This window comes from Arthrobacter sp. fls2-241-R2A-172 (genome assembly GCF_030208885.1).
Classification (GTDB): domain Bacteria; phylum Actinomycetota; class Actinomycetes; order Actinomycetales; family Micrococcaceae; genus Arthrobacter.
Map to the genome: position 1 here is coordinate 17,763 of NZ_JARVTB010000005.1, position 18,839 is coordinate 36,601.

Here is an 18,839-nt window from a genome sequence, read left to right on the forward strand (position 1 = left end):
TCCGGCATCGCCGCTCAGTTCTGTGTCACCGCCGGTTTCTGCCGAAGAACGCTCGACGGCGGTGCTCGCCTTCGTGGGCCCGTCATCTTCCGCTTCGTCGTCCAGATCTTCCTCTGCGGGCGCGGGTTGATTCGAATCGGAGTCCAGGTCCAGGAGGGGTTCTGTGCCTGATTCGTCGGCTGCTACGGCCACGAGGGCTTCGATTTGGGCCGGGATGTCGCCGATGTTTTCGAAGGGCAGGGCCAGCGGGAGTGCATTGCTGATCGTGTAACTGTCGTCCAAGGGCGTGGGCAGGAGCAGTTGGCGGGCCAGGAGTTTGGTGATAGTGCGGGTGACCACGTCGGAGTCGCGCAGGGCATCCTGTTGGCCGGCGGGGGTGTAATTGGCGACGAGGTCCGAGATCTCCTCGCGGGTGATCGTCGGGTCCGTCTGGGCCGTGACATGGCGGTCCAGCAGGAGGCGGAGCCTCAACAGCACGATCGTTTCGACGCGGCTCAGGGCACGCTGTTGACGGAGGATGCTGGAGCGGGAGCTGGCTCCGATGAGCTCCGGATCGACGGGGCGGAGGACGGCGATTTTGCGGTCGTGGTCCAGCTGCAAGGTGAGGAAGAGTTCCGAGAGCCGGCTGCGGAGAATCAACTGGTTGTCCAGCAGGGTGGTCCACAGCTTCTCCTCCCGGCCGCCATCAATGTACGGGCCTTTGAGGAGCTTCACCAATGCTTGGCGGACCTTCATCGGGAGCACCCCGGTGTCGCCCGGGAACAGGGCAGCGCCGTCAACGAAAGAGTCGCGGGGAGTGACCCGGAACGGATCAAGATGGCTGACTTCCTCGGTTACCCCGTCCGGCACGGTGACCTCGCCGGCGTCGGTGATGTCCGTCGTCGTGATTTCCTCAGTCATCAGAATCCTCATTCAGCGTGACGACAGGCAGGTACGCAGTGCGGATGCTGCCGTCGATTTGTTCGAAGTCAATGTGTTCATAGGCGGTGCGGTCGAAGCCCGCGCCGCCCTGGAGCGCCATGGAGAGCAGGGTGCGGACCGTGTTGATGTGCCGTTCCTCGGCGGGAAGGTTTTCCCAGGCCTCGGCCAGGGTGGCTGATCCTGCCATCGCGGCCCGGACAACGGCGGGTTTGGCCTTGCCGGTGCGGGCCGAGCGAACCCGGTCCGAGTCGCTGAAAGCGATGGGATCGGCCAGGCGCGGAGGCGTGGCGAACTCGTCGGGGTCGAACAGCTTGACCATGGCCAGCGACTCGAACCCGGCGTTGAACAGGACAGGTCCACGGACCAGGCCGGGCCGGTCGCGCTCGTAGGGCAGTGAGCGGATAGCTTGCTCGGCCTCGGCGAGGACCTTGCGCAAGCTGACCGACTGCCGCACGTCGTCGCTTTGAATGTACGTGTTGAGGCTCTCCGAGAGCTTGCCGTAGATCCGCTGGATTTGGCTGTGCTGATACCGCAACTCCGCCACGAGGTTCTTGAGGGTTTCGCGATCCTCAGGGGAAAGGTCGTCCGCGAACTGCCGGCTCAGCACTTCGCCGATTGCCGAACGGAAGCGCAACTGCTGCTGCGGGTCTTCCAGGAAAGCCGTGAAAGAGCGGAAAGTGCGTCCCTCGGGGCTTTGCCGCAGCCGCTTGTCGGCCTCCAGGACCTGGGCCATGGTGGCACCCTTGCTCAACGACTCCTCGATGATCTGGTTGCGGAGTTCGCCCACCAGTTCCTCGATACGGTCACGCATCTTCTTGTAGTCCGCGGGCAGGCTGGCGGCGAGGTCCAGGATGTTGCCGGCAGCTTCCACGGCTTCCTCGTCGTCAAGCAAGCCATCGAACTCGCCTGAACTGATGTCCTCCACCAGTTGCTGGCGTTCCTGGATCTCCTCCTCGAGGGCTTCCAGTCGGGCGCTCTGATCCGGGTTGGTCTCGTTGGCGAGCTTCTCCACGTCGCCCAACAGGGTGCCCAGCCGCGAACCATTCAGCGTGGACCGCTCGCTCGACAGGCTGTCCAGGAATGCCAGCACGCGGGCCGCAGGTTCTGTTACTTCGTAGACGATCTGGCCCGACTGGTTGCGACGGGTCAGGAATTGCTTGCGGGTCCATTCGTCACCGAACAGCTTGCCGTTCTGCTGGCCGCCCAGCGCCGGGTCCTGCCGGCGGAGCTGCTCAAGGAAGGCGTCGACGTCGGCATGGAACTCTTCGAGCGGAAGCTGCGGCCTGGTGCGGGTGAAGGACGCCTGAAGCACTGCGATCACCCAAGGCGCGGACCGCGTCAGAGCCCATGCCGGGCCCTTGGTCAACAGTTCGAGGTCGCGGAGCCTTGCACTGATGGCGTCCGCTGAGGACATGGCTGAACGGGACAATTACTCTCCTTCAGCTGCTGCGAAACCTGGCTGGCAGCGGAAACTGCCCCGTACAAGGTTACGGCAGAGCGTCGCAGGGGCGTCGGACGGCACCGACGTACCGCCGTCGGACGCCAGCAGGGACCCCCGCCGAGCACCCGCGGGGACCGCCGCCGCAACCATTCCGTAACCTACCGTCTGGTATGGTTTCGATCCCGTATCAACGCGTCCGCGGCGCGGGTCTGCACTGGCCGGAATGCTCGCCCGCCCCTAATGTCAGAGCATCGACGCAGCCACGCCGCGCCGACCCACGCACCGTCGCCCCGGGGGGAACCATGGATTTCGATGTCACTGCGCTTGAAACTGGCACGTACGTAGTTCTTGGAACGCTATTGATCGCCGTGCTTCTGGCCGCATTCATTGCGGCAGCAGCAATGGCGACCATCGTTCTCATTGGGTCAATGGGCATGGTCTGGTACACCGTAAAAGGCGTGCTGGGAGGCCTTGTCCATGGCATCAACTTTGCGTGGGACAGCCTGGTCCACCACGCCGGCCAGGTGGAAATCCCGGCCGAATTCCAGCCGCAGATCTCCTCTGGCACAGGGAGCTACCCGCGGGTAGCATTGAGGGACAGCTGAAGGGTTCCCACCCGAGGCGGACCCTGGCTCCATCCGGCACAACCGGCTAGAGGAGTTAAACCATGACGTCCGCCACTGACAACAGCCTCACTGCCGCAAGCGTCAACGCCACCGCTGAAGAAGCGCGCGCCGTTGCAGAAGCCGCGCGCGAAACCGAGTGGAAGAGGCCCAGCTTCGCAAAGGGCCTCTACTTGGGCAGCTTCGACCTCAGCCTCATCCACCCCTGGCCGCAGTCCAAGGCGGAAGATGTGGAACGGGGCGAGGGGTTCATGGAACGTCTGGTCGCGTTCGCCAAAACCATGTCCGGCCGGGTCATCGAGCGGGACGCCCGGATCCCGGATGAATACCTGGCCGGGCTCGCCGATTTGGGCGTCTTTGGCATGAAGATTCCCCGTGAATACGGCGGCCTGGGACTGTCCCTGGTCTACTACGGCCGCGCCCTGGCTTTGCTGGGTTCCGTGCACCCGAGCCTCGGCGCGCTGATCTCGGCACACCAATCCATCGGCGTTCCGGAACCAGTCAAGGAATTCGGCACACCCGAACAGAAGAAGGAGTACTTGCCGCGCTGCGCCGCCGGCGCCATCACGGCGTTCCTCCTGACAGAGCCCGACGTCGGCAGCGACCCCGCGCGCATGGGCGCCACTGCCGTACTGGCCGACGACGGCGACTCTTACCTTCTGGACGGCGTCAAACTGTGGACCACCAACGGCGTGATCGCCGAACTGGTGGTGGTGATGGCCAGGGTGCCTGCGCACACGGATGCCGATGGGACGGAGCACAAGGGCGGTATTTCCGCTTTCGTTGTTGAGATGGACTCCCCCGGCATCACGGTGGAAAACAGGAACGTCTTCATGGGCCTGCGCGGTATTGAAAACGGTGTGACCCGGTTCCATCAGGTCCGCGTGCCCGCGGCGAACCGCCTGGGCAGGGAGGGCCAAGGACTGAAGATCGCCCTGACCACCCTGAACACGGGCCGGCTTTCCATTCCGGGGCTCTGTGTCGCCGCAGGGAAGTGGAGCCTGAAGATCTCGCGTGAATGGTCCAACGCCCGGACCCAGTGGGGCCGCCCGGTAGGTCAGCACGAAGCCGTAGGCAAGAAGATCGCGTTCATCGCGGCTACCACCTTTGCGTTGGAAGCCGTCTTTGAACTGTCCGCAGAGATGGCCGACGCCGGGTTGAAGGACATCCGCATCGAAGCGGCGCTGGCCAAGCTGTGGTCCACCGAACTAAGCTGCCGGATCGCCGACGAACTGGTACAGATCCGGGGCGGCAGGGGCTTCGAAACCGCTGAGTCCCTGGAGGCCCGCGGAGAACGTGCGGTACCCGCCGAACAACTCCTCCGGGACCTCCGCATCAACCGCATCTTTGAAGGTTCCAGCGAGATCATGAAACTCCTGATCGCCCGCGAAGCCGTGGATGCCCACCTTGCCGCGGCGGGCGACCTTGCCGCAGCGGACGCAAGCCTGCAGGACAAGGCGAGGGCCGCCGTCGGAGCCTCCGGTTTCTATGCGCGCTGGTTGCCCAAGCTGGTCGCCGGCGCCGGCATGGACCCGCGATCCTTCGCGGAGTTCGGGCGGCTCGGCAAGCACTTGCGGTTCGTGGAGCGGTCCTCCCGGCGGCTTGCCCGGCAAACGTTCTACGGGATGGGCAGGTGGCAGGCAAAACTCGAGTTCAAGCAGGCGTTCCTGGGCAGGATCGTTGATATTGGTGCGGAGCTGTTTGCGATGGCTGCGTGCTGTTCACGGGCTGAGATGATCCTCCGAACCAACCCGGCGCAGGGTGCCGGCGCGTTCGAACTCGCTGATGCTTTCTGCGAACAGGCCCGCGTCCGCGTGGACGAGTACTTCGATCAGTTGTGGCGAAACACCGACGACGGGGACCACGATCTTTCCCGCAAAGTCCTTGCCGGTGACTACGTCTGGATGGAGGAAGGCGTGCTGGACCAGTCGGAGGGCACCGGTCCGTGGATTGGGGATGCGGCGCCGGGCGCTTCCAGCAAGGAGAACCTGCACCGAAAGTATCGGTGAGGGCTTCCCGCTGCGTTCCCTCCCAGTTAGTGCGCAGAACAACGTGAGCACCACACGCGAGGCCGCGGAGTTTCCTCAATAGCCGCCGGCAATGTGGAGGCAACTGGGAAGGAGCGCGCTCAGCGCACGTCGCCGTCCACGTAGAACCAGCGCTTGCCCTCCCGCACAAAACGGCTGAGTTCCCGCTGGAGCCCCCGTTCGCCGTCGAGCCTGTAATGGGCAGCGAACCCCACGGTGCCCTTCGAGTCCAGGGGCCCGCCGCTCGATGTGTCCAGAATGTCCAGTCGACGCCATTGGATGTCCGGGTCCAGGTCCATGGACTCCGGGCGGGTGGAGGCGTGCCAGGTCCTGAGCAGGTATTCCGGATCAAGGACAACGAAAGCCGAATACCGGGAACGCATGAGTTGAACGGCTGTCGGCGCGTCGGATTCGCCGCGATGAAAACGGCCGCAGCAATCGTCGTACTGGTCCCCGGAGAGACATGGGCATATTCCGCTGCGGAGGCGGGTCAAGTCAGGGGTCACGGAGTCCCAATCTGAGGCTTTAAATGAGAGCTGGGCAACATATTTTCCCATGCGAGATAACAGCTTTGAAACAACCCGGCCAGAGTGTGGGGCGGGGCGTGATTCCGTCGGTGCTGGACCTTAGGCTAGGTAAGCAAGCGAGGTGGGCAATGCGCGCATCACAAAACGACAGCCAGGGGGGCTACGTGGAGGATCCGACAACACTCGCCATCAACCTGACGTACTTGGGAACGCTGGGACTCGCTGTCCTGATGTTCTTTGGTCTCGGGTTGATCGTTATCATCACTCTGGTTGTTGCCGGAGTCGGGCGGCTACTGTCGATCATTCTTCTGGCGCTGGTGGGAATTTTCCCGAAGAAGGCCACAACCCCCATCGTTCATTTGCCCCCGCACCCCGCGCGTGTACCGGCTCCCGAAGAGGCCGACGTCCTGGAATCGGCCCTTGCCAATGTTTCGTCTTCCGAGGCCCCGGCGCCCGCGCCTGCCACTGCACCTGCCGCTCCCGCGGCGCCTTCGCGGGACCTTTTTGGAAGCGTCCGACGGCGACTCTCAGGTGCGTCCGCAGCCGTCAAGGACGGCGCGTGGAAGGCTAAAGTCGACCCCCGCAAGCTGCCCAAACCCGCGGAAGTGAAGTCCGTAGTCGAACACCAGGCCGCGCACCATCCGATCGTTGTGGCCGCCGCCAAGGAACCACCCGTTCTCGCCAAGGACTGGGCAGACGCCGTGGCCGAAGCTGACCGACGGGCCGCTGAACGCGCTAAAGCCACTCAACCGCCGGCCATTAAGGTCACGGTCCGCGATCTGGATGACCCCGCCCCCTCGCCCAATGGAAAGACGCCTGCCCCGAAGACCCCGGACACACCAGGCAGCACATCCAAGTCTGATGCACCCAGCAAACCGGGCTCGGGAAACGGGACCAAAAAGTCAGGCCCGAACACTTCCAAGAATGGAAAGTCTTCGAGCCCGATCCGTAAGGGTTCGCTGAGCAGCGCCAGCCGCAACTCCTAGCGGTGCCTAGGCGGCCAGCTGCCGGAACGCTGCGCCGTGGTAGATCAGCGGCTTTGTTTCATGGTTGATGGTGGTTGCTTTGACCTCCAGGACCACGATTGCGTGGTCCCCGGCCGGCGTCTCAGACACAACTTCGCATTCGAATCCCAGCACCGCACCGTCGATCAGGACTGCGCCTGAGTCACTGACGCTCGTGTCGAGTCCGGCGAAGCGATCACGGGTCTTCGAGGCCAGTTGGAGTGCGGCCCCTTCCTGCCCTTCGGCGAGGACCGAGACGCCCAGACGCTGGGCCTGCCTGAGCTTCGGCCAGGTTGTGGAGGAGTTCTGCACCGCGAACATCACCAATGGTGGTTCGAGCGAAACACCCACCGTAAAGGACGATGCCACCAGGGCTTCCGGCGTGAAGTCCACCATCGCACTGAACGCTGCGACTCCTGACGGGAACTGCGCAAAGGCAGCCTTGATGGCCGCCGTTTCTTCCACTGTGGTCTGTGTCATTCCGCTGTCCCCTTCGTGCGTTGCTTGAGTTCCCTTCCCATAATTCACCTGTGCAGGAGAACGGCAATATTTGTTGATCCGGAAGACATTTGTGTTGCCGTGTGTCAAGAAATGTCGCGGAATATGGCCCCTTCCATTACTCCGCAAGACGAAAAACGAAGAAGTTCTACCGCTTGCGTTTATGCCATCGACGGCCGTGTGTAGCCTCGATTGAACATCCCAGCACTACCCCTCCACAGGAAGCCACCATGAGCCTCAACGAGCTACGTACGCTTGGGCGCACTGGCGCCCTGATCAGCCCCCTCACCTTGGGCACCCTGAACTTCGGCACCGGCGCCGCACCTACGGGTCCGGCCGAGAGCATCCGCATCATCAAGGCCGCCCTTGACGCCGGCATCACCAGCGTCGACACAGCCGACATCTACTCGCAGGGAGAAGCCGAGACAGTTGTGGGCCAAGCTATCCACAGCCGGCGCGACGACGTTTTCCTTGCCACGAAGTTCCATGGCCAGATGGGATCCAACCCTGCGCACGCCGGCAATTCCCGGAGGTGGATAGTCCGGGCTGTGGAGGACAGCTTGCGGCGCCTGAATACCGACCGCATCGACCTTTACCAGGCGCATCGGCCGGACTACAACACCGACCTGCTTGAGACAATCACCGCGCTCAACGACCTCATCCGGCAGGGCAAGATCCTCTACTACGGCACCTCCGTGTTCAGCCCGGCACAGCTTGTTGAGGCCCAGTGGATCGCCAACACCAACCACCTGACGCCGCCGGTGGTCGACCAGGTTCCGTACTCTCTGTTGGTGCGTGCCAACGAACGCGACGTCTTCCCCATCACCCAGCAATACGGCGTCGGCGTTTTGAGTTACGGACCGCTCGACGGCGGGTGGCTGGCCGGAGGCTACCGCGTCGGCTCCGGACAGCCGGAAAGTTCGCGATTCTCCGCTCTTCCCGGCCGGTTCGACGTTAACGCTCCGTTCAACCAGGGCAAGCTGCACGCCGCCGATGCCTTGGCCCAGCTGGCAGCCAGGCACGGATTGACCCTGATCCAACTCGCTGTTGCCTTTGCACTGAACCACCCTGCCGTGACCAGTGTAATTATCGGGCCACGCACCGAGGACCACCTGACCGACTACCTCAAGGCAGCGGACGTGGTCCTGAGCGAGTCTGTTTTGGATGAAATCGACGACATCGTGGCGCCCGCCGTCAACTTCCTGGAACGCGACGCCGGCACTGTCGCGCCGCACCTTGAATACCCGGAACTACGACGCCGGTAGTCACTTTCCGTTGTGGGGCCTGCTCTGCAGGGTGTTGGGGTGATTTTCCCTGATCAGCGGGCCCCGCAACGAGCTATTGACGGAGTTCTGCCCGCGGCGTGATCCTTGTCCTAGGTGCTGCGGCACTCCGCAGCGTTTAGCTCCCAGTAGAACGCCGCCGTCCCATGTCCGATCACCACGTCAAGCAAAAAGCCCCCACTTCCGGGCACCCCACTTCCGGGCAGCCCACTTCCGGGCAGCCCACCGACGGTCCGCTGACCCACGAAGAGCTGCAGCTCTCCGGACGGAACCATTCCATGCCGTTGGAGGCCCTGCACGACGACATCACGCCCGCTGGCCTTCATTACCTGCTCATCCACTTCGACATCCCTCATGTGTCCGCTGATTCCTGGCGTTTGCGGTTGGGCGGTTCTTTCCAACGCGGCCTTGAGTTGAGCCTGGATGACATCAAAGCCAAGCCCTCCGTCACGATGCCTGTCACCTTGGAGTGCGCCGGAAATGGGCGCTCGCTCCTGCAGCCGCGTCCGCTAAGCCAGCCTTGGGGTCTGGGAGCAGTGGGCACCGCGGAGTGGACGGGAACTCCCTTGGCACCCCTGTTGGAGGAAGCGGGTTTGGCGAGTGACGCCGTCGAACTTGTCTTTACCGGTGCCGACAGCGGCATCCAAAGCGGGGTCGAAGAGCCATACGCGCGCAGCCTTTCGATCGCTGAGGCGATGCATCCCGAAGTCATGCTGGTGTATGCCATGAACGGAAATCCCTTGCCGCTACAGCACGGATTCCCCTTGAGGTTGCTGGTGCCCGGCTGGTATGGAATGGCGAGCGTGAAGTGGTTGACGTCGATCGAAGCTGTGACATCGCGGTTCATGGGATTCCAGCAGGCGGTCGCGTATCACTACCTGCAGGGACCCGACGGGCCGGGCCTGCCTGTGACGCATATCCGTGTGCGCTCCCTGATGATTCCTCCCGGCATTCCCGATTTCTTCACGCGTCGCCGCGTAGTGGACGCCGGTCCAGTGATGCTGCATGGGCGAGCATGGTCCGGTCACGGCGAAGTGGAGCGGGTCGAAGTGGGGATCGACGGCGAATGGATGCCCGCGCACTTGGAACCGGCGCTGGGTGATTTTGCGTGGCGTTCGTGGTCCATGGTGTGGGTCGCGAGCCTGGGAGAGCACGTACTGCGGTGCCGGGCGATGGATACGTCGGGTGCGCTGCAACCCACGGAACAGGTGTGGAATTACCAGGGCATCGGGAACAACATGGCGCAACGCGTAGAGGTGACGGTGCGGTAGTTCAGGACCCTCCGATGAGCCGGTACCCGAGCTGCCGGGTCCGCATGCTGTACGTCAGGGCCAGCAGAAGCGATGCGGCAGCTGCGGACGCAACGGCCACCAGCGCCGATTCCCAGACCAGGATCCCGACGACGGCGATCGGAATGGTTACCAGATGCGTGACGACCGTTGATGGCAAGGACAGCCATGAAGCCCGTTGTTCCACCGTCAGGATCTCGCCGCACAGATTTTCCACGACGTAGGCGGGAACCGCGATGAGATACGCGGCAGTCAATGTCCAGACGAGACCGACGTCAACCTGGTCACCGCCCAAAAACTTGGCAAGGACCGGGACGGCCACTGCCACGACTCCAGCGGCGATGAAACTCGGCCAGACAACGTACTTGCGCGAACGTTGCACTACGGCGTGGGCATCCTGCTGGCTGCGACCCCGGGAGTATCCGACAAAGACGCCGACGGCGCCAAGGGTCGCTTGCGGTACCCGGCAGTAGAGGGTCCAGATTCTCGTCGCCACCGCTGCAGCGGCGACAGTGCCTACGTCCAAACGGCTGATCAGCATAAAGGGCACCACGGCTGCGGCGTAGTTATTCATCTGCCTTAGTCCGACGCCGAGGCTCGTCGTGAACATCTCCCGGGTCAAGGGAATGATCCGCTGTTGCTCAGCACCCGCGGCGCGCTCACCTCGGGATCGGGAGAAATGCCGGGCGAGGACGACAAACCCGCAGGCAGCAGTCAGAACCTGGGCGAAAACTGTCGCTATGGCCACTGCCATCACCGGATTGGCTGCCAGCACTTTCAGCGGGCCGTAAACCAGAGCCGCATTGAGGGCCGCGTTCAGCACAAATACTGTGGCGATGAGGACTATCGAAGCGCGTTGTCGTCCCACAATGCGCAGGGTGATCGAAACAGCGGCCAAGGCCAACGTAAACGGAATGCCAATCATTCGCACCGTCAAGTAGTCGGTCGCAATAGCAGCCACAGTCGGCTCAGAGCCCACAACATCGAATATCAGCGGAACAATCCGGCTGACCAGCAGACCGGCAGCAGTCCAAACGGCGGCGACCAAAAGCAGGCCAGTAAACAATGTGGGCAATAGCTTGCCGGCGTCGTCGCGTCCCTCGGCACGGGCCAATTTCACAGCAAAAACGTCGACGATGCCCGCAAAGAAGGCCATAAACAGTGCGGTCACCAGATCGCCCAGACCTATGCCGGCCACCATGAGCACCCCAAACGGTGCCACGAAGGCGAGGTCAATGGCCCCGTTTCCCGCGCTCAGGAGATCGACTGCGAACATGGTCCCAGCCAAGGAAGTGAACGTCCGCGGCGAAAGGATGGTGTGGGAGGCAGCCCCCGGCGCCGCCGTATCCTCCGTTGAACTGACCTGTTTCGACATCAGCTCAGCTTGCTGCCAGCTGCTGCCGCACTGACGGAAGTAAGGAAATTCTCATAGTTCTTGTCAATTACTTATTCCATTCGATCAAAGACTAATTGAACTCCAGCTATATGTACTGGTCAGTACGGGAAACACGCTAACACATGGGTTGAGCCCGAAAACGGAGGTCCCCTGGATTGCATTATTAGGCGTCGCGGCAATAGCTCCTTGCATTGGAATTGGACGCCGAGCCCTTCCATCCAGGATTTATTGTCCAGCTATATGAATTATTGAATTGCTGCAAGTCATATTGACCGTGGACCCTTGCGGGGCGCCCAGGAGGCTCGTGTCCGCCGTGCACAGATCCCTGTCATCGGGGACAATTCATGGATGAGCATCCCGTCGTCATCCCCAGCGAACGTCCGCGTCGACGCCTGGCTATGGGCGATCCGCGCCTACAAGACCCGGTCCGCCGCTACTGCCGCCTGCCGCGCCGGGCACATCCGGATCAACGGAAACCCGGTAAAAGCTTCGCAAAGCGTGATCATCGGCGACACCATCCGCGTGCGTGAATCCGGATGGGAACGGATCCTTGAGGTGCGGCGGCTCATCGCCAAGCGTGTCGGAGCCGAAGCTGCCTCGCACTGCTTCACAGACCACACGCCCCCTCGGCCGGTGGCCCCCAAGCTCGGACTGCCCCAGCGCGATCGCGGCGCTGGCCGGCCCACCAAGAAGGACCGCCGGGACATGGAGAAGCTGCGGGGATAGCTCTTGTGGCGGTTTTCCACAGGCCGCATTTTCTGACATGAAACCTTCACCTGCCCCGGCCTAGACTGACCGGCACACCGCCGAACAGCTGCTGGGGAGCCTGTCATGTCTCGCGTTTCACGTGCTACTTTTTCGTCTTCGGATGCCCGAACTTTGGTTGTGGGCATCGTCCTTGTGTTGCTGCTGGGCGGCTGCCAGGGCGGCCCAACTCCCAGCGAGCCACCCTCCGCCACAAGCACGACGACGGCGCCACCCGCCTCGAGCGCGACCATGCCGGCCGCTTCGGCTACTTCGAGTTCTTCCGCTGCCTACAAGCCGGCTGATGCGAATGGCAAGGCCCAGAATGTGCCTGTCCCAGTGATGCCGGAGCTCGCGAAGGAGAACTCGAAGGCGGGGTTGGAGGCGTTTATTGGGTACTACTACGCGGTCGCAAATTACGCGAGTGAGACCGGAGACATCACCGAACTTGAGGCCTTGAGCGATCCTGCCTGCGGTGTTTGCACGAGTTTGAATCGCGCACCGCTGGACAGCTACAGAGATGGTCGTTGGATGGTTGGTGGTCGAGTTCGCATACCGACGATTGAGATGCAATGGGACCCAACGGAAACTTCCCATCTGGCCAAGGTCCAACTTCTACAGGACGAAATCTCCTACTACAACGCAGACGGAACCATGGGCCGCCCGGCAGACAAAGCGACAAACGATGCCTTCGTTTTTGTTGCGTCCTATCAATCGGCTTGGAAGTTGGTGGATACGGGTGTTATCCGCTGACAAATCCCGATTCCTATTGGGAGCTCTCACTGTGGCCCTAACCATAATGGGCGCGACCCCACATGCGCGGTCAACTGAGACGTCTGATACCTGGGGCAGCGCTAACAGACAGGCGAAGACTGTCGACTTCGGAGCTGTATGGAGCCTTGATCCAGTAACAGGACAGCTGGCGCCCAGCCTCACCGGCACGGCTCCGGGCACCGAGGACCCGAACCAGTACATGGCCGATGTCCACTGCCGCTCGGGTGGTTCGGACACCCCGGACAAAGGCTGCCTCACCCTGGACTGCCCACCGAAAACACTCGACAGCGAACCAGGCACACCAGTGATCTGGCGGCAAGCCCCCAAATCAATCACCAACCCTGTCTGGACCGACTACCCCACCGTCAGCGGACCAACCTGCCTCTACGACACCAAACCCGAAAACGTCCTGGCCAACATCGCCGCCCGGATCCTCAACGACTTCCGCCAACTACCCATCAACCCAGGAACCCTCCAAGCCCAACCCTCCCCCAACACCCTCAAAGGCGGACCCACCAACTTCTACACCACACCCCAACAACAAACCTTCGACCTCACCATCCTCGGCCAAGCAGTCCACCTCACCGCAACACCAACCAACTACACCTACAACTACGGCGACGGCACCACCCTCGGCCCCACACCCCAAGCCGGATACCCAATCCCCCAAAACCAATGGCTCACCACCAACACCCGCAACAGCCACACCTACACCCAAACCGGGAACTACCCCACCACACTCACCACCACCTACACCGGAACCTACTCCGTCAACAACGGCCCACCCCTACCCATCAACGGAACCCTCACCCTCACCACACCACCAAAAACCATCCACGTCTGGAAAACAGAAAAAGCCCTCGTCGCCGACACCTGCGACCAAAACCCCACATCATGGGGCTGCCCACAAACGGCCAAGTAGCAGGACAGCACTACCGACTGGGCGGTCACCTGATGCCGTCACGCCCAAAATCGGCAGCTTCGGACCAGTCCTTGGACCGTCCATGCCAACAAGCCCCAAGGGAGAAGAAACCCGCGATGAAACGACATTTCAATGCCCGGTTTTCAGCCTCTGCCCGCGTGAAGTCGGCCATTGTGGCATTGGCAAGTGTGCTTCTTTTGAGCGCATGCCGGGACTGTGTCCCGCCGTCGGTGTTGGTGTCTGCCGAAGGGGCCTCGACCAACGTTTGTGTCCGGCCCTCCAGGGAAGACACGGGATTTCATCGTTTCGGCCGATAAAGGTCAGGAGAACCAGGCACCTGGAGGGCCCATGAAGAGCAGGAAGCTAAAGACCACTCCCACGGCCACGAGCGTCACCAGCACAGCGAGGATCGGATTCCTCAATACCCAAGCCTGGGTCTTTTCCAAACCACCGCGCGGGTCCTCTCCCCCAGCGACCAAACGCCAGCCTCCGGCAAGGAGACCGCGACGGTCCAGCGACTTCTCCATGGGGACAGTGGCATAGGGAATGACTGCCGAGATGATCGCGAGCAGGCCAGTGCGTGTGGACCATTTTTGGTTGATCCAGGTGAAGGCAGCCGTGGCGGCATAGCAAAGGAACACGAATCCATGGATGCCTCCGGCGATGCTCACCCCCACATCGGTGGTGCGAGTGACGTACTTAAGGAAGAGCCCAATCAGCAACAGCGTCCAAGTCACGGCCTCGGCAAAAGCGACGGTACGGAACAGGGTGCGCGGCTGCATGGGAGTCCTCAGGTAGAAAACGGGAGACGCATCATATTCTACGGGCTGTAGAACTTCCCGGTGCGTCAACTCCCAACAACAATTCATTGTGCCGAGGGCAGCGCCTGCCTGTTCCGGATCCGGGAATCACCAAACTCAATTGCCACAGGAGCTATTTCGATAGGCTCTTCGTGTCGGGATCTTGCCTTGCCGACGGCAATATGGGGCAGCCACCGCGGTGATCTGTAGCCCAAGGCAGGTGAGCTGAGAATAAAGTCGTCGATGTTGTCGAGGCCAAGATCGTCCAGAAGCACGTGGAGCCCCTGAACCAAAAGGGCCTGATAATCGTGGACTTCTTGGGGTACGTCCACTTCCAGGCCCATCAGCCGCCCGCCGCCCAAGGGGATCAGTCGGCCCGACTTTCCAAGGAAACCTCCCAGAACCGGCAGTTCGGTCAGCCAGCTCACGATTTCCGGAAGCACCTTATCCGCCGTCGAGAGTCCTCTGGTCCAAGCCTCAATGTCCGCCACCAAGTGGTCCAGGACGCCGACGTGCAACAGTGTCATATGCAGTCCCGACGGCTTGCGCAGTGAGTCGACAAAGCGGTTGAGTCCCTCATAGTCGGCAAGTCCGGCGCCAACGCGAAGGGCCGGAACCTCAACTGTAATGCGCGGTCCCGCTGGTCTGCCGCGGGTGGGATCACTGGCGGTCATGACCACATTATGCGCCGGATGCGAAGCGAGCGGCAGGCCGACGGCGGCGCCCGCCAGCCGTCGCCGTCGAACGTTGGTCCTTACTTCCTGGAGCGCGCCTGGACAAGGTTGGCAAACGGAAGCCGGCCAAAAGTGGCCACAAAATCAGCGTGATAGGCGGCTTCGGCCGCGTTGACCTCGGACGCGGGGAGTTCCTTCCAGGCGATCACCAGGTCGAGGGCGTCCCGCAACTGCCAGATGAGTCGGGCATCCCACACGACGGTCGGACGCCCACGACCGTAGTCCATGAACTCTTGGATCTGCTTACGAAGCCCGCGATTGCCTTGGCTGCCGGCGCCGGCCTTGCCCACGTAAAGTACGGAAGCTTCCGGGAGCCACTCGGTTTCCAGCGCTTCCCGTTTGAGGGAGGGGTCCTTTTTCTTGAACGTCCCGGCAGTGCTCTTACTAAGGAATGCGGGCTCAAAATCTGCTGGGCGAAGGACCACGAAGATGCCGGGTCCCTGGGGAATCCGCATGGGATCGAGTTCGTCGAGCGGCCTGAACCCGGTGAAGCCATCGGCGGTGAGGGACTTTTTGGTGAAGAGCATGGTCCATTGTGCTTGACCACGGATTATCACCAAACCGTGAAGCGGTTCTTTCAGCGTTGACAGTGCCTTGTGACCCGTGCCATATTCAAAGCGTGAACCTGTCAGACAGCCGGACAGCTGGACAACCCGAGTTTCCGGGCAATGCCGCTGCGCACACCCCGATCTCCCGCATTTCCGCAGCTGAAGCGGTCTTCGCGGCCCTGAGGCGTGCCATCGAGGGCGGCCAGTTCGACGTCGGCACCAAGTTGAGCTCCGAGGCGACGCTCGCCGCCCAGTACGGTGTGAGCCGCTCAGTCATCCGGGAGGCCTTGAGGTCCTGCAACACCTTGGGCCTGACCATGACCAAAACCGGCAAGGGCACGTTCATTGTGGCCAACAAGGTCGCTAACGACCTTACCTTGGGACAGTACAGCGCACGCGATCTTAACGAAGCACGTCCCCACATCGAGATCCCGGCCGCCGGGCTCGCGGCTCAACGGAGGACCGACGAGGAACTCGAGCACCTCAAGGACATTGTCCAGGAAATGCTCAACGAGACCGATCCCGAGGCCTGGGTCAACCTCGACGCCACTTTCCACTCCGCCGTAGCCCGCGCCAGCGGAAACCGGGTGTTCGCCAGCGTTGTTTCAGACATCCGCGAGGCTTTGGCCCACCAGTCCGAAACCCTCAACCTTGTGGCGGACCGGCAGCACCGCTCCGACGAGGAGCACCTCGCAGTGCTCAACGCCATCGAAGCCGGCGACTCCGAAGCCGCCAGCAAGGCAATGGCCGACCACCTTCAGGCCGTCAGCGTCGCCCTGGACACGATCCTCAGCAAATGACCCACCCAAAAGGACACCATGACCGTCCCAGCAGCACCGGCCCATCAGGCCGAGGCGCGGAATGCGCCCAACCACGTCCCGCTCGTCGAGGTAACCCGCGACGGGTTGGTGGAGAGCATCCATTACGGCTCGCTGATCGCCTTGAACGAAGACGGCAGCACAGCAGCATCAGCAGGTGAGCCGGATGCGCCGATGTACCCGCGTTCAAGCCTGAAGCCGCTCCAGGCGGTTGCACTCCTTAAAGCCGGTTTGGACATTTCGGAGAACCTTCTGGCACTCACGGCAGCAAGCCACTCGGGGGCAGAAATGCACCGCAGCGGCGCCCAGGAAATCCTGAAGCTGCATGGCCTTACCGAAAAGGACCTCGCCAACAGCACTGACCTCCCTTATGGAGTAAAGGAGCGCGAGGAATGGCTTCGCGCCGGCAACGGTCCCACCCAGATCGCGCAGAACTGTTCAGGTAAGCACGCGTCCATGACCGCCGTTTGCGTCATCAATGGCTGGCCTGTGGAGGGGTACTTGCACCCGGAGCACCCCCTGCAGGTCCTGGTCCGCGACACCATTACCGAACTCACCGGCGAGGAAGCCGCGGCGGTCAGCACTGACGGCTGCGGAACACCGCTTTTTGCCCACTCGCTGCACGGAATGGCCCGGGCGTACGGTCGTCTGGCCGCCGCGGACGCGGACACCAACGAGGGCAAGGTGGCGCACGCCATGCGCCGTTTCCCGGAGATGGTCGCCGGTGAAGGCCGCGATGTCACGGCTTTGATGCGCGCCGTCCCGGGACTGCTTGCGAAGGACGGCTTTGAAGGCCTCCAGCTGGTGGGACTCCCCGACGGCACGGGCGTCGCCGTGAAGATTTCCGACGGCGGTGATCGCGCCCGCATGCCCGTCACCGTTGAGGTCCTCCGCCACTTGGGTGTCGACGGCGGCAGCTTGGACACGCTTCAAAGCCCACCTGTACTGGGCGGCGGCCTTCCGGTCGGCGAGCTCCGTGCAGCCCAAATTTTCAGCAACTAAACCAAGGACAGCTATGACCACCGTCGATCAGGCGATCCCCCTCCGTTCCGAACACGACCTTCTTGGCGACCGCAATGTACCCGCGGACGCCTACTGGGGCGTCCATACCCTCCGCGCCATCGAGAACTTCCCCATCACGGGGCAGCCGCTTTCCACCAACAAGCACCTTGTCAGGGGCCTGGCCGCTGTGAAGCAAGCCGCAGCCCGCACCAACCACGAGCTCGGACTCCTGGATGCCGAGCGCGCAGGGGCCATTGAGCAAGCCTGCCAGGACATCATGGACGGCATGCTGCAGGACCAGTTCATGGTGGACGTGATCCAGGGCGGCGCAGGCACCAGCTCCAACATGAATGCCAACGAGGTCATCGCCAACCGTGCGCTGGAAATCCTGGGCCACCCCAAGGGCGACTACTCCAAGCTGCACCCGAACGACCACGTCAACCTGAGCCAGTCCACCAACGACGTCTACCCAACAGCGGTGAACCTGGCCACGATCTTCTCCGTCAAGGAACTGCTGGAGGCCCTCGAGGAGCTCGAGGTGGCCTTCGCCGAAAAGGGCCGTGAGTTCCGAACCGTGGTGAAGATGGGCCGCACCCAGCTGCAGGATGCAGTCCCCATGACGTTGGGCCAGGAGTTCGGCGGCTACGCCGTCACCATCGGCGAGGACCGGGCCCGCCTGGACGAGTCGCACATGCTCATCCACGAGATCAACCTGGGGGCAACCGCCATCGGAACGGGCTTGAACGCCCCGGCCGGCTACGCGGACGCTGCATGCCGCCACCTGGCAGAGATCACCGGTCTTCCTTTGCTCACGGCCGCGGACCTGATCGAGGCCACCCAGGATGTTGGCGCTTTCGTGCACCTCTCCGGTGTGCTCAAGCGCGTGGCTGTGAAGCTTTCCAAGATTTGCAACGACCTCCGCTTGCTGTCCTCGGGACCGCGTGCGGGTTTGGGCGAGATCAACCTTCCGGCTGTGCAGTCCGGTTCGTCGATCATGCCCGGCAAGATCAATCCGGTGATCCCGGAAGTGGTCAGCCAGGTGGCTTACGAGGTCATCGGCAACGATGTAACCGTCACCATGGCCGCGGAGGCGGGCCAGCTTCAGCTGAACGCCTTCGAGCCGATCATTGTGCACAGCCTGCACAAGAGCATTTCCCACCTGGAAGCAGCGTGCCGCACCCTTACGGCCCGCTGTGTCCGGGGCATCACCGCAAACACCGAACGGCTACGGCTTACCGTGGAGCAGTCGATCGGCCTTGTCACGGCATTGAACCCCCATATCGGTTACGCCTCCGCCACTGCTATTGCGCAGGAGGCACTGGCAACGGGCAAGGGCGTTGCAGAACTCGTTCTGGAACATGGCCTGCTGACCGCGTCCCAGCTCGAAGAACTGCTCAGCCCTGAACGTCTGGCGAATCTGAGCAAATAGGCTCAAACTGGCCAATAAACCCAGCGGCTTCCGCCAGCCGTTACGCCCCATGAGGCATA

At 62.4% G+C, this 18,839-nt stretch carries 18 protein-coding genes and 1 pseudogene; 11 read left to right on the plus strand and 8 right to left on the minus strand.

Annotated features, from left to right (window positions below; translation table 11 throughout):
• Positions 1 to 81 precede the first annotated feature (81 nt).
• Positions 82 to 900: pseudogene (locus QRM57_RS11180) on the minus strand (DUF4194 domain-containing protein); the annotation flags it as partial.
• Complete coding sequence (locus tag QRM57_RS11185; protein WP_284986631.1) at positions 893 to 2,350, minus strand: DUF3375 family protein; 1,458 nt, start codon at positions 2,348 to 2,350, stop codon at positions 893 to 895. The gene QRM57_RS11185 and the pseudogene QRM57_RS11180, both read right to left, overlap by 8 nt.
• Positions 2,351 to 2,664: 314 nt before the next feature.
• Here QRM57_RS11185 and QRM57_RS11190 point away from each other — a divergent pair, with 314 nt between their 5' ends.
• Positions 2,665 to 2,967, plus strand: a complete 303-nt coding sequence (locus QRM57_RS11190; protein ID WP_235520955.1) for a hypothetical protein — start codon at positions 2,665 to 2,667, stop codon at positions 2,965 to 2,967.
• Positions 2,968 to 3,029: 62 nt separating this feature from the next.
• Entirely contained in the window at positions 3,030 to 4,994 is a 1,965-nt protein-coding gene (locus tag QRM57_RS11195; protein WP_284986632.1) for an acyl-CoA dehydrogenase family protein, read from the plus strand.
• Positions 4,995 to 5,113: 119 nt separating this feature from the next.
• Here the strand turns inward: QRM57_RS11195 and QRM57_RS11200 are convergent, their stop codons facing one another.
• Positions 5,114 to 5,569, minus strand: a complete 456-nt coding sequence (locus tag QRM57_RS11200; protein WP_284986633.1) for a YchJ family protein — start codon at positions 5,567 to 5,569, stop codon at positions 5,114 to 5,116.
• Between the two features lie 98 nt (positions 5,570 to 5,667).
• Here QRM57_RS11200 and QRM57_RS11205 point away from each other — a divergent pair, with 98 nt between their 5' ends.
• On the plus strand, positions 5,668 to 6,525 hold the full coding sequence (locus QRM57_RS11205) for a hypothetical protein (protein ID WP_284986634.1): 858 nt from the start codon (positions 5,668 to 5,670) through the stop codon (positions 6,523 to 6,525).
• A 6-nt stretch (positions 6,526 to 6,531) separates the two neighbouring features.
• Here QRM57_RS11205 and QRM57_RS11210 read toward each other — a convergent pair whose 3' ends face one another.
• Positions 6,532 to 7,023 (minus strand): flavin reductase family protein, encoded by a 492-nt coding sequence (locus tag QRM57_RS11210; protein WP_235520960.1) that lies wholly within the window; start codon positions 7,021 to 7,023, stop codon positions 6,532 to 6,534.
• A 248-nt stretch (positions 7,024 to 7,271) separates the two neighbouring features.
• Between QRM57_RS11210 and QRM57_RS11215 the strand changes: the two genes are divergently transcribed.
• The gene (locus tag QRM57_RS11215; protein ID WP_235520962.1) at positions 7,272 to 8,306 is read left to right on the plus strand and encodes an aldo/keto reductase; all 1,035 of its coding nucleotides are present in this window, start codon (positions 7,272 to 7,274) and stop codon (positions 8,304 to 8,306) included.
• Between the two features lie 164 nt (positions 8,307 to 8,470).
• Positions 8,471 to 9,595: a sulfite oxidase gene (locus tag QRM57_RS11220; RefSeq protein ID WP_284986635.1), complete on the plus strand. Its 1,125-nt coding sequence runs from the start codon at positions 8,471 to 8,473 to the stop codon at positions 9,593 to 9,595.
• A gap of 1 nt (position 9,596) precedes the next feature.
• Here QRM57_RS11220 and QRM57_RS11225 read toward each other — a convergent pair whose 3' ends face one another.
• Positions 9,597 to 10,988: an MATE family efflux transporter gene (locus QRM57_RS11225; protein WP_284986636.1), complete on the minus strand. Its 1,392-nt coding sequence runs from the start codon at positions 10,986 to 10,988 to the stop codon at positions 9,597 to 9,599.
• Between the two features lie 369 nt (positions 10,989 to 11,357).
• Here QRM57_RS11225 and QRM57_RS11230 point away from each other — a divergent pair, with 369 nt between their 5' ends.
• The 3 genes from QRM57_RS11230 (at position 11,358) to QRM57_RS11240 (ending at position 13,449) form a co-directional block, all read left to right on the plus strand.
• Positions 11,358 to 11,735, plus strand: a complete 378-nt coding sequence (locus tag QRM57_RS11230; protein ID WP_018779945.1) for an RNA-binding S4 domain-containing protein — start codon at positions 11,358 to 11,360, stop codon at positions 11,733 to 11,735.
• 105 nt (positions 11,736 to 11,840) lie between these two features.
• Positions 11,841 to 12,506, plus strand: coding sequence for a DUF6318 family protein (locus tag QRM57_RS11235; protein WP_284986637.1), 666 nt, complete (start codon positions 11,841 to 11,843; stop codon positions 12,504 to 12,506).
• 46 nt (positions 12,507 to 12,552) lie between these two features.
• Complete coding sequence (locus QRM57_RS11240; protein WP_284986638.1) at positions 12,553 to 13,449, plus strand: hypothetical protein; 897 nt, start codon at positions 12,553 to 12,555, stop codon at positions 13,447 to 13,449.
• Between the two features lie 320 nt (positions 13,450 to 13,769).
• Here the strand turns inward: QRM57_RS11240 and QRM57_RS11245 are convergent, their stop codons facing one another.
• The 3 genes from QRM57_RS11245 to QRM57_RS11255 form a co-directional block, all read right to left on the minus strand.
• Entirely contained in the window at positions 13,770 to 14,231 is a 462-nt protein-coding gene (locus QRM57_RS11245) for a DUF3817 domain-containing protein (RefSeq protein ID WP_284986639.1), read from the minus strand.
• 83 nt (positions 14,232 to 14,314) lie between these two features.
• Complete coding sequence (locus QRM57_RS11250) at positions 14,315 to 14,923, minus strand: hypothetical protein (RefSeq protein WP_284986640.1); 609 nt, start codon at positions 14,921 to 14,923, stop codon at positions 14,315 to 14,317.
• A gap of 80 nt (positions 14,924 to 15,003) precedes the next feature.
• The gene (locus tag QRM57_RS11255) at positions 15,004 to 15,510 is read right to left on the minus strand and encodes a hypothetical protein (RefSeq protein ID WP_284986641.1); all 507 of its coding nucleotides are present in this window, start codon (positions 15,508 to 15,510) and stop codon (positions 15,004 to 15,006) included.
• Positions 15,511 to 15,602: 92 nt separating this feature from the next.
• Between QRM57_RS11255 and QRM57_RS11260 the strand changes: the two genes are divergently transcribed.
• From QRM57_RS11260 to QRM57_RS11270, 3 genes are read left to right on the plus strand one after another with little or no spacing between them, the layout of a single operon-like run.
• Complete coding sequence (locus tag QRM57_RS11260) at positions 15,603 to 16,331, plus strand: FadR/GntR family transcriptional regulator (RefSeq protein ID WP_257370818.1); 729 nt, start codon at positions 15,603 to 15,605, stop codon at positions 16,329 to 16,331.
• Between the two features lie 18 nt (positions 16,332 to 16,349).
• Positions 16,350 to 17,351, plus strand: a complete 1,002-nt coding sequence (locus tag QRM57_RS11265) for an asparaginase (protein WP_284986643.1) — start codon at positions 16,350 to 16,352, stop codon at positions 17,349 to 17,351.
• Positions 17,352 to 17,364: 13 nt separating this feature from the next.
• Positions 17,365 to 18,780, plus strand: a complete 1,416-nt coding sequence (locus QRM57_RS11270; RefSeq protein WP_257370816.1) for an aspartate ammonia-lyase — start codon at positions 17,365 to 17,367, stop codon at positions 18,778 to 18,780.
• Positions 18,781 to 18,839 lie beyond the last annotated feature (59 nt).

Excerpts from the sequence above, each read along its gene's own strand:
- QRM57_RS11240 (WP_284986638.1), top strand. The coding sequence starts at position 12,553 with ATGGGCGCGACCCCACATGCGCGGTCAACTGAGACGTCTGATACCTGG.
- QRM57_RS11235 (WP_284986637.1), top strand. The coding sequence starts at position 11,841 with ATGTCTCGCGTTTCACGTGCTACTTTTTCGTCTTCGGATGCCCGAACT.
- QRM57_RS11200 (WP_284986633.1), bottom strand. The coding sequence starts at position 5,569 with ATGGGAAAATATGTTGCCCAGCTCTCATTTAAAGCCTCAGATTGGGAC.
- QRM57_RS11195 (WP_284986632.1), top strand. The coding sequence starts at position 3,030 with ATGACGTCCGCCACTGACAACAGCCTCACTGCCGCAAGCGTCAACGCC.
- QRM57_RS11245 (WP_284986639.1), bottom strand. The coding sequence starts at position 14,231 with ATGCAGCCGCGCACCCTGTTCCGTACCGTCGCTTTTGCCGAGGCCGTG.
- QRM57_RS11255 (WP_284986641.1), bottom strand. The coding sequence starts at position 15,510 with ATGCTCTTCACCAAAAAGTCCCTCACCGCCGATGGCTTCACCGGGTTC.
- QRM57_RS11265 (WP_284986643.1), top strand. The coding sequence starts at position 16,350 with ATGACCGTCCCAGCAGCACCGGCCCATCAGGCCGAGGCGCGGAATGCG.
- QRM57_RS11250 (WP_284986640.1), bottom strand. The coding sequence starts at position 14,923 with ATGACCGCCAGTGATCCCACCCGCGGCAGACCAGCGGGACCGCGCATT.
- QRM57_RS11270 (WP_257370816.1), top strand. The coding sequence starts at position 17,365 with ATGACCACCGTCGATCAGGCGATCCCCCTCCGTTCCGAACACGACCTT.
- QRM57_RS11205 (WP_284986634.1), top strand. The coding sequence starts at position 5,668 with ATGCGCGCATCACAAAACGACAGCCAGGGGGGCTACGTGGAGGATCCG.
- QRM57_RS11225 (WP_284986636.1), bottom strand. The coding sequence starts at position 10,988 with ATGTCGAAACAGGTCAGTTCAACGGAGGATACGGCGGCGCCGGGGGCT.
- QRM57_RS11220 (WP_284986635.1), top strand. The coding sequence starts at position 8,471 with ATGTCCGATCACCACGTCAAGCAAAAAGCCCCCACTTCCGGGCACCCC.
- QRM57_RS11210 (WP_235520960.1), bottom strand. The coding sequence starts at position 7,023 with ATGACACAGACCACAGTGGAAGAAACGGCGGCCATCAAGGCTGCCTTT.
- QRM57_RS11215 (WP_235520962.1), top strand. The coding sequence starts at position 7,272 with ATGAGCCTCAACGAGCTACGTACGCTTGGGCGCACTGGCGCCCTGATC.
- QRM57_RS11230 (WP_018779945.1), top strand. The coding sequence starts at position 11,358 with ATGAGCATCCCGTCGTCATCCCCAGCGAACGTCCGCGTCGACGCCTGG.
- QRM57_RS11190 (WP_235520955.1), top strand. The coding sequence starts at position 2,665 with ATGGATTTCGATGTCACTGCGCTTGAAACTGGCACGTACGTAGTTCTT.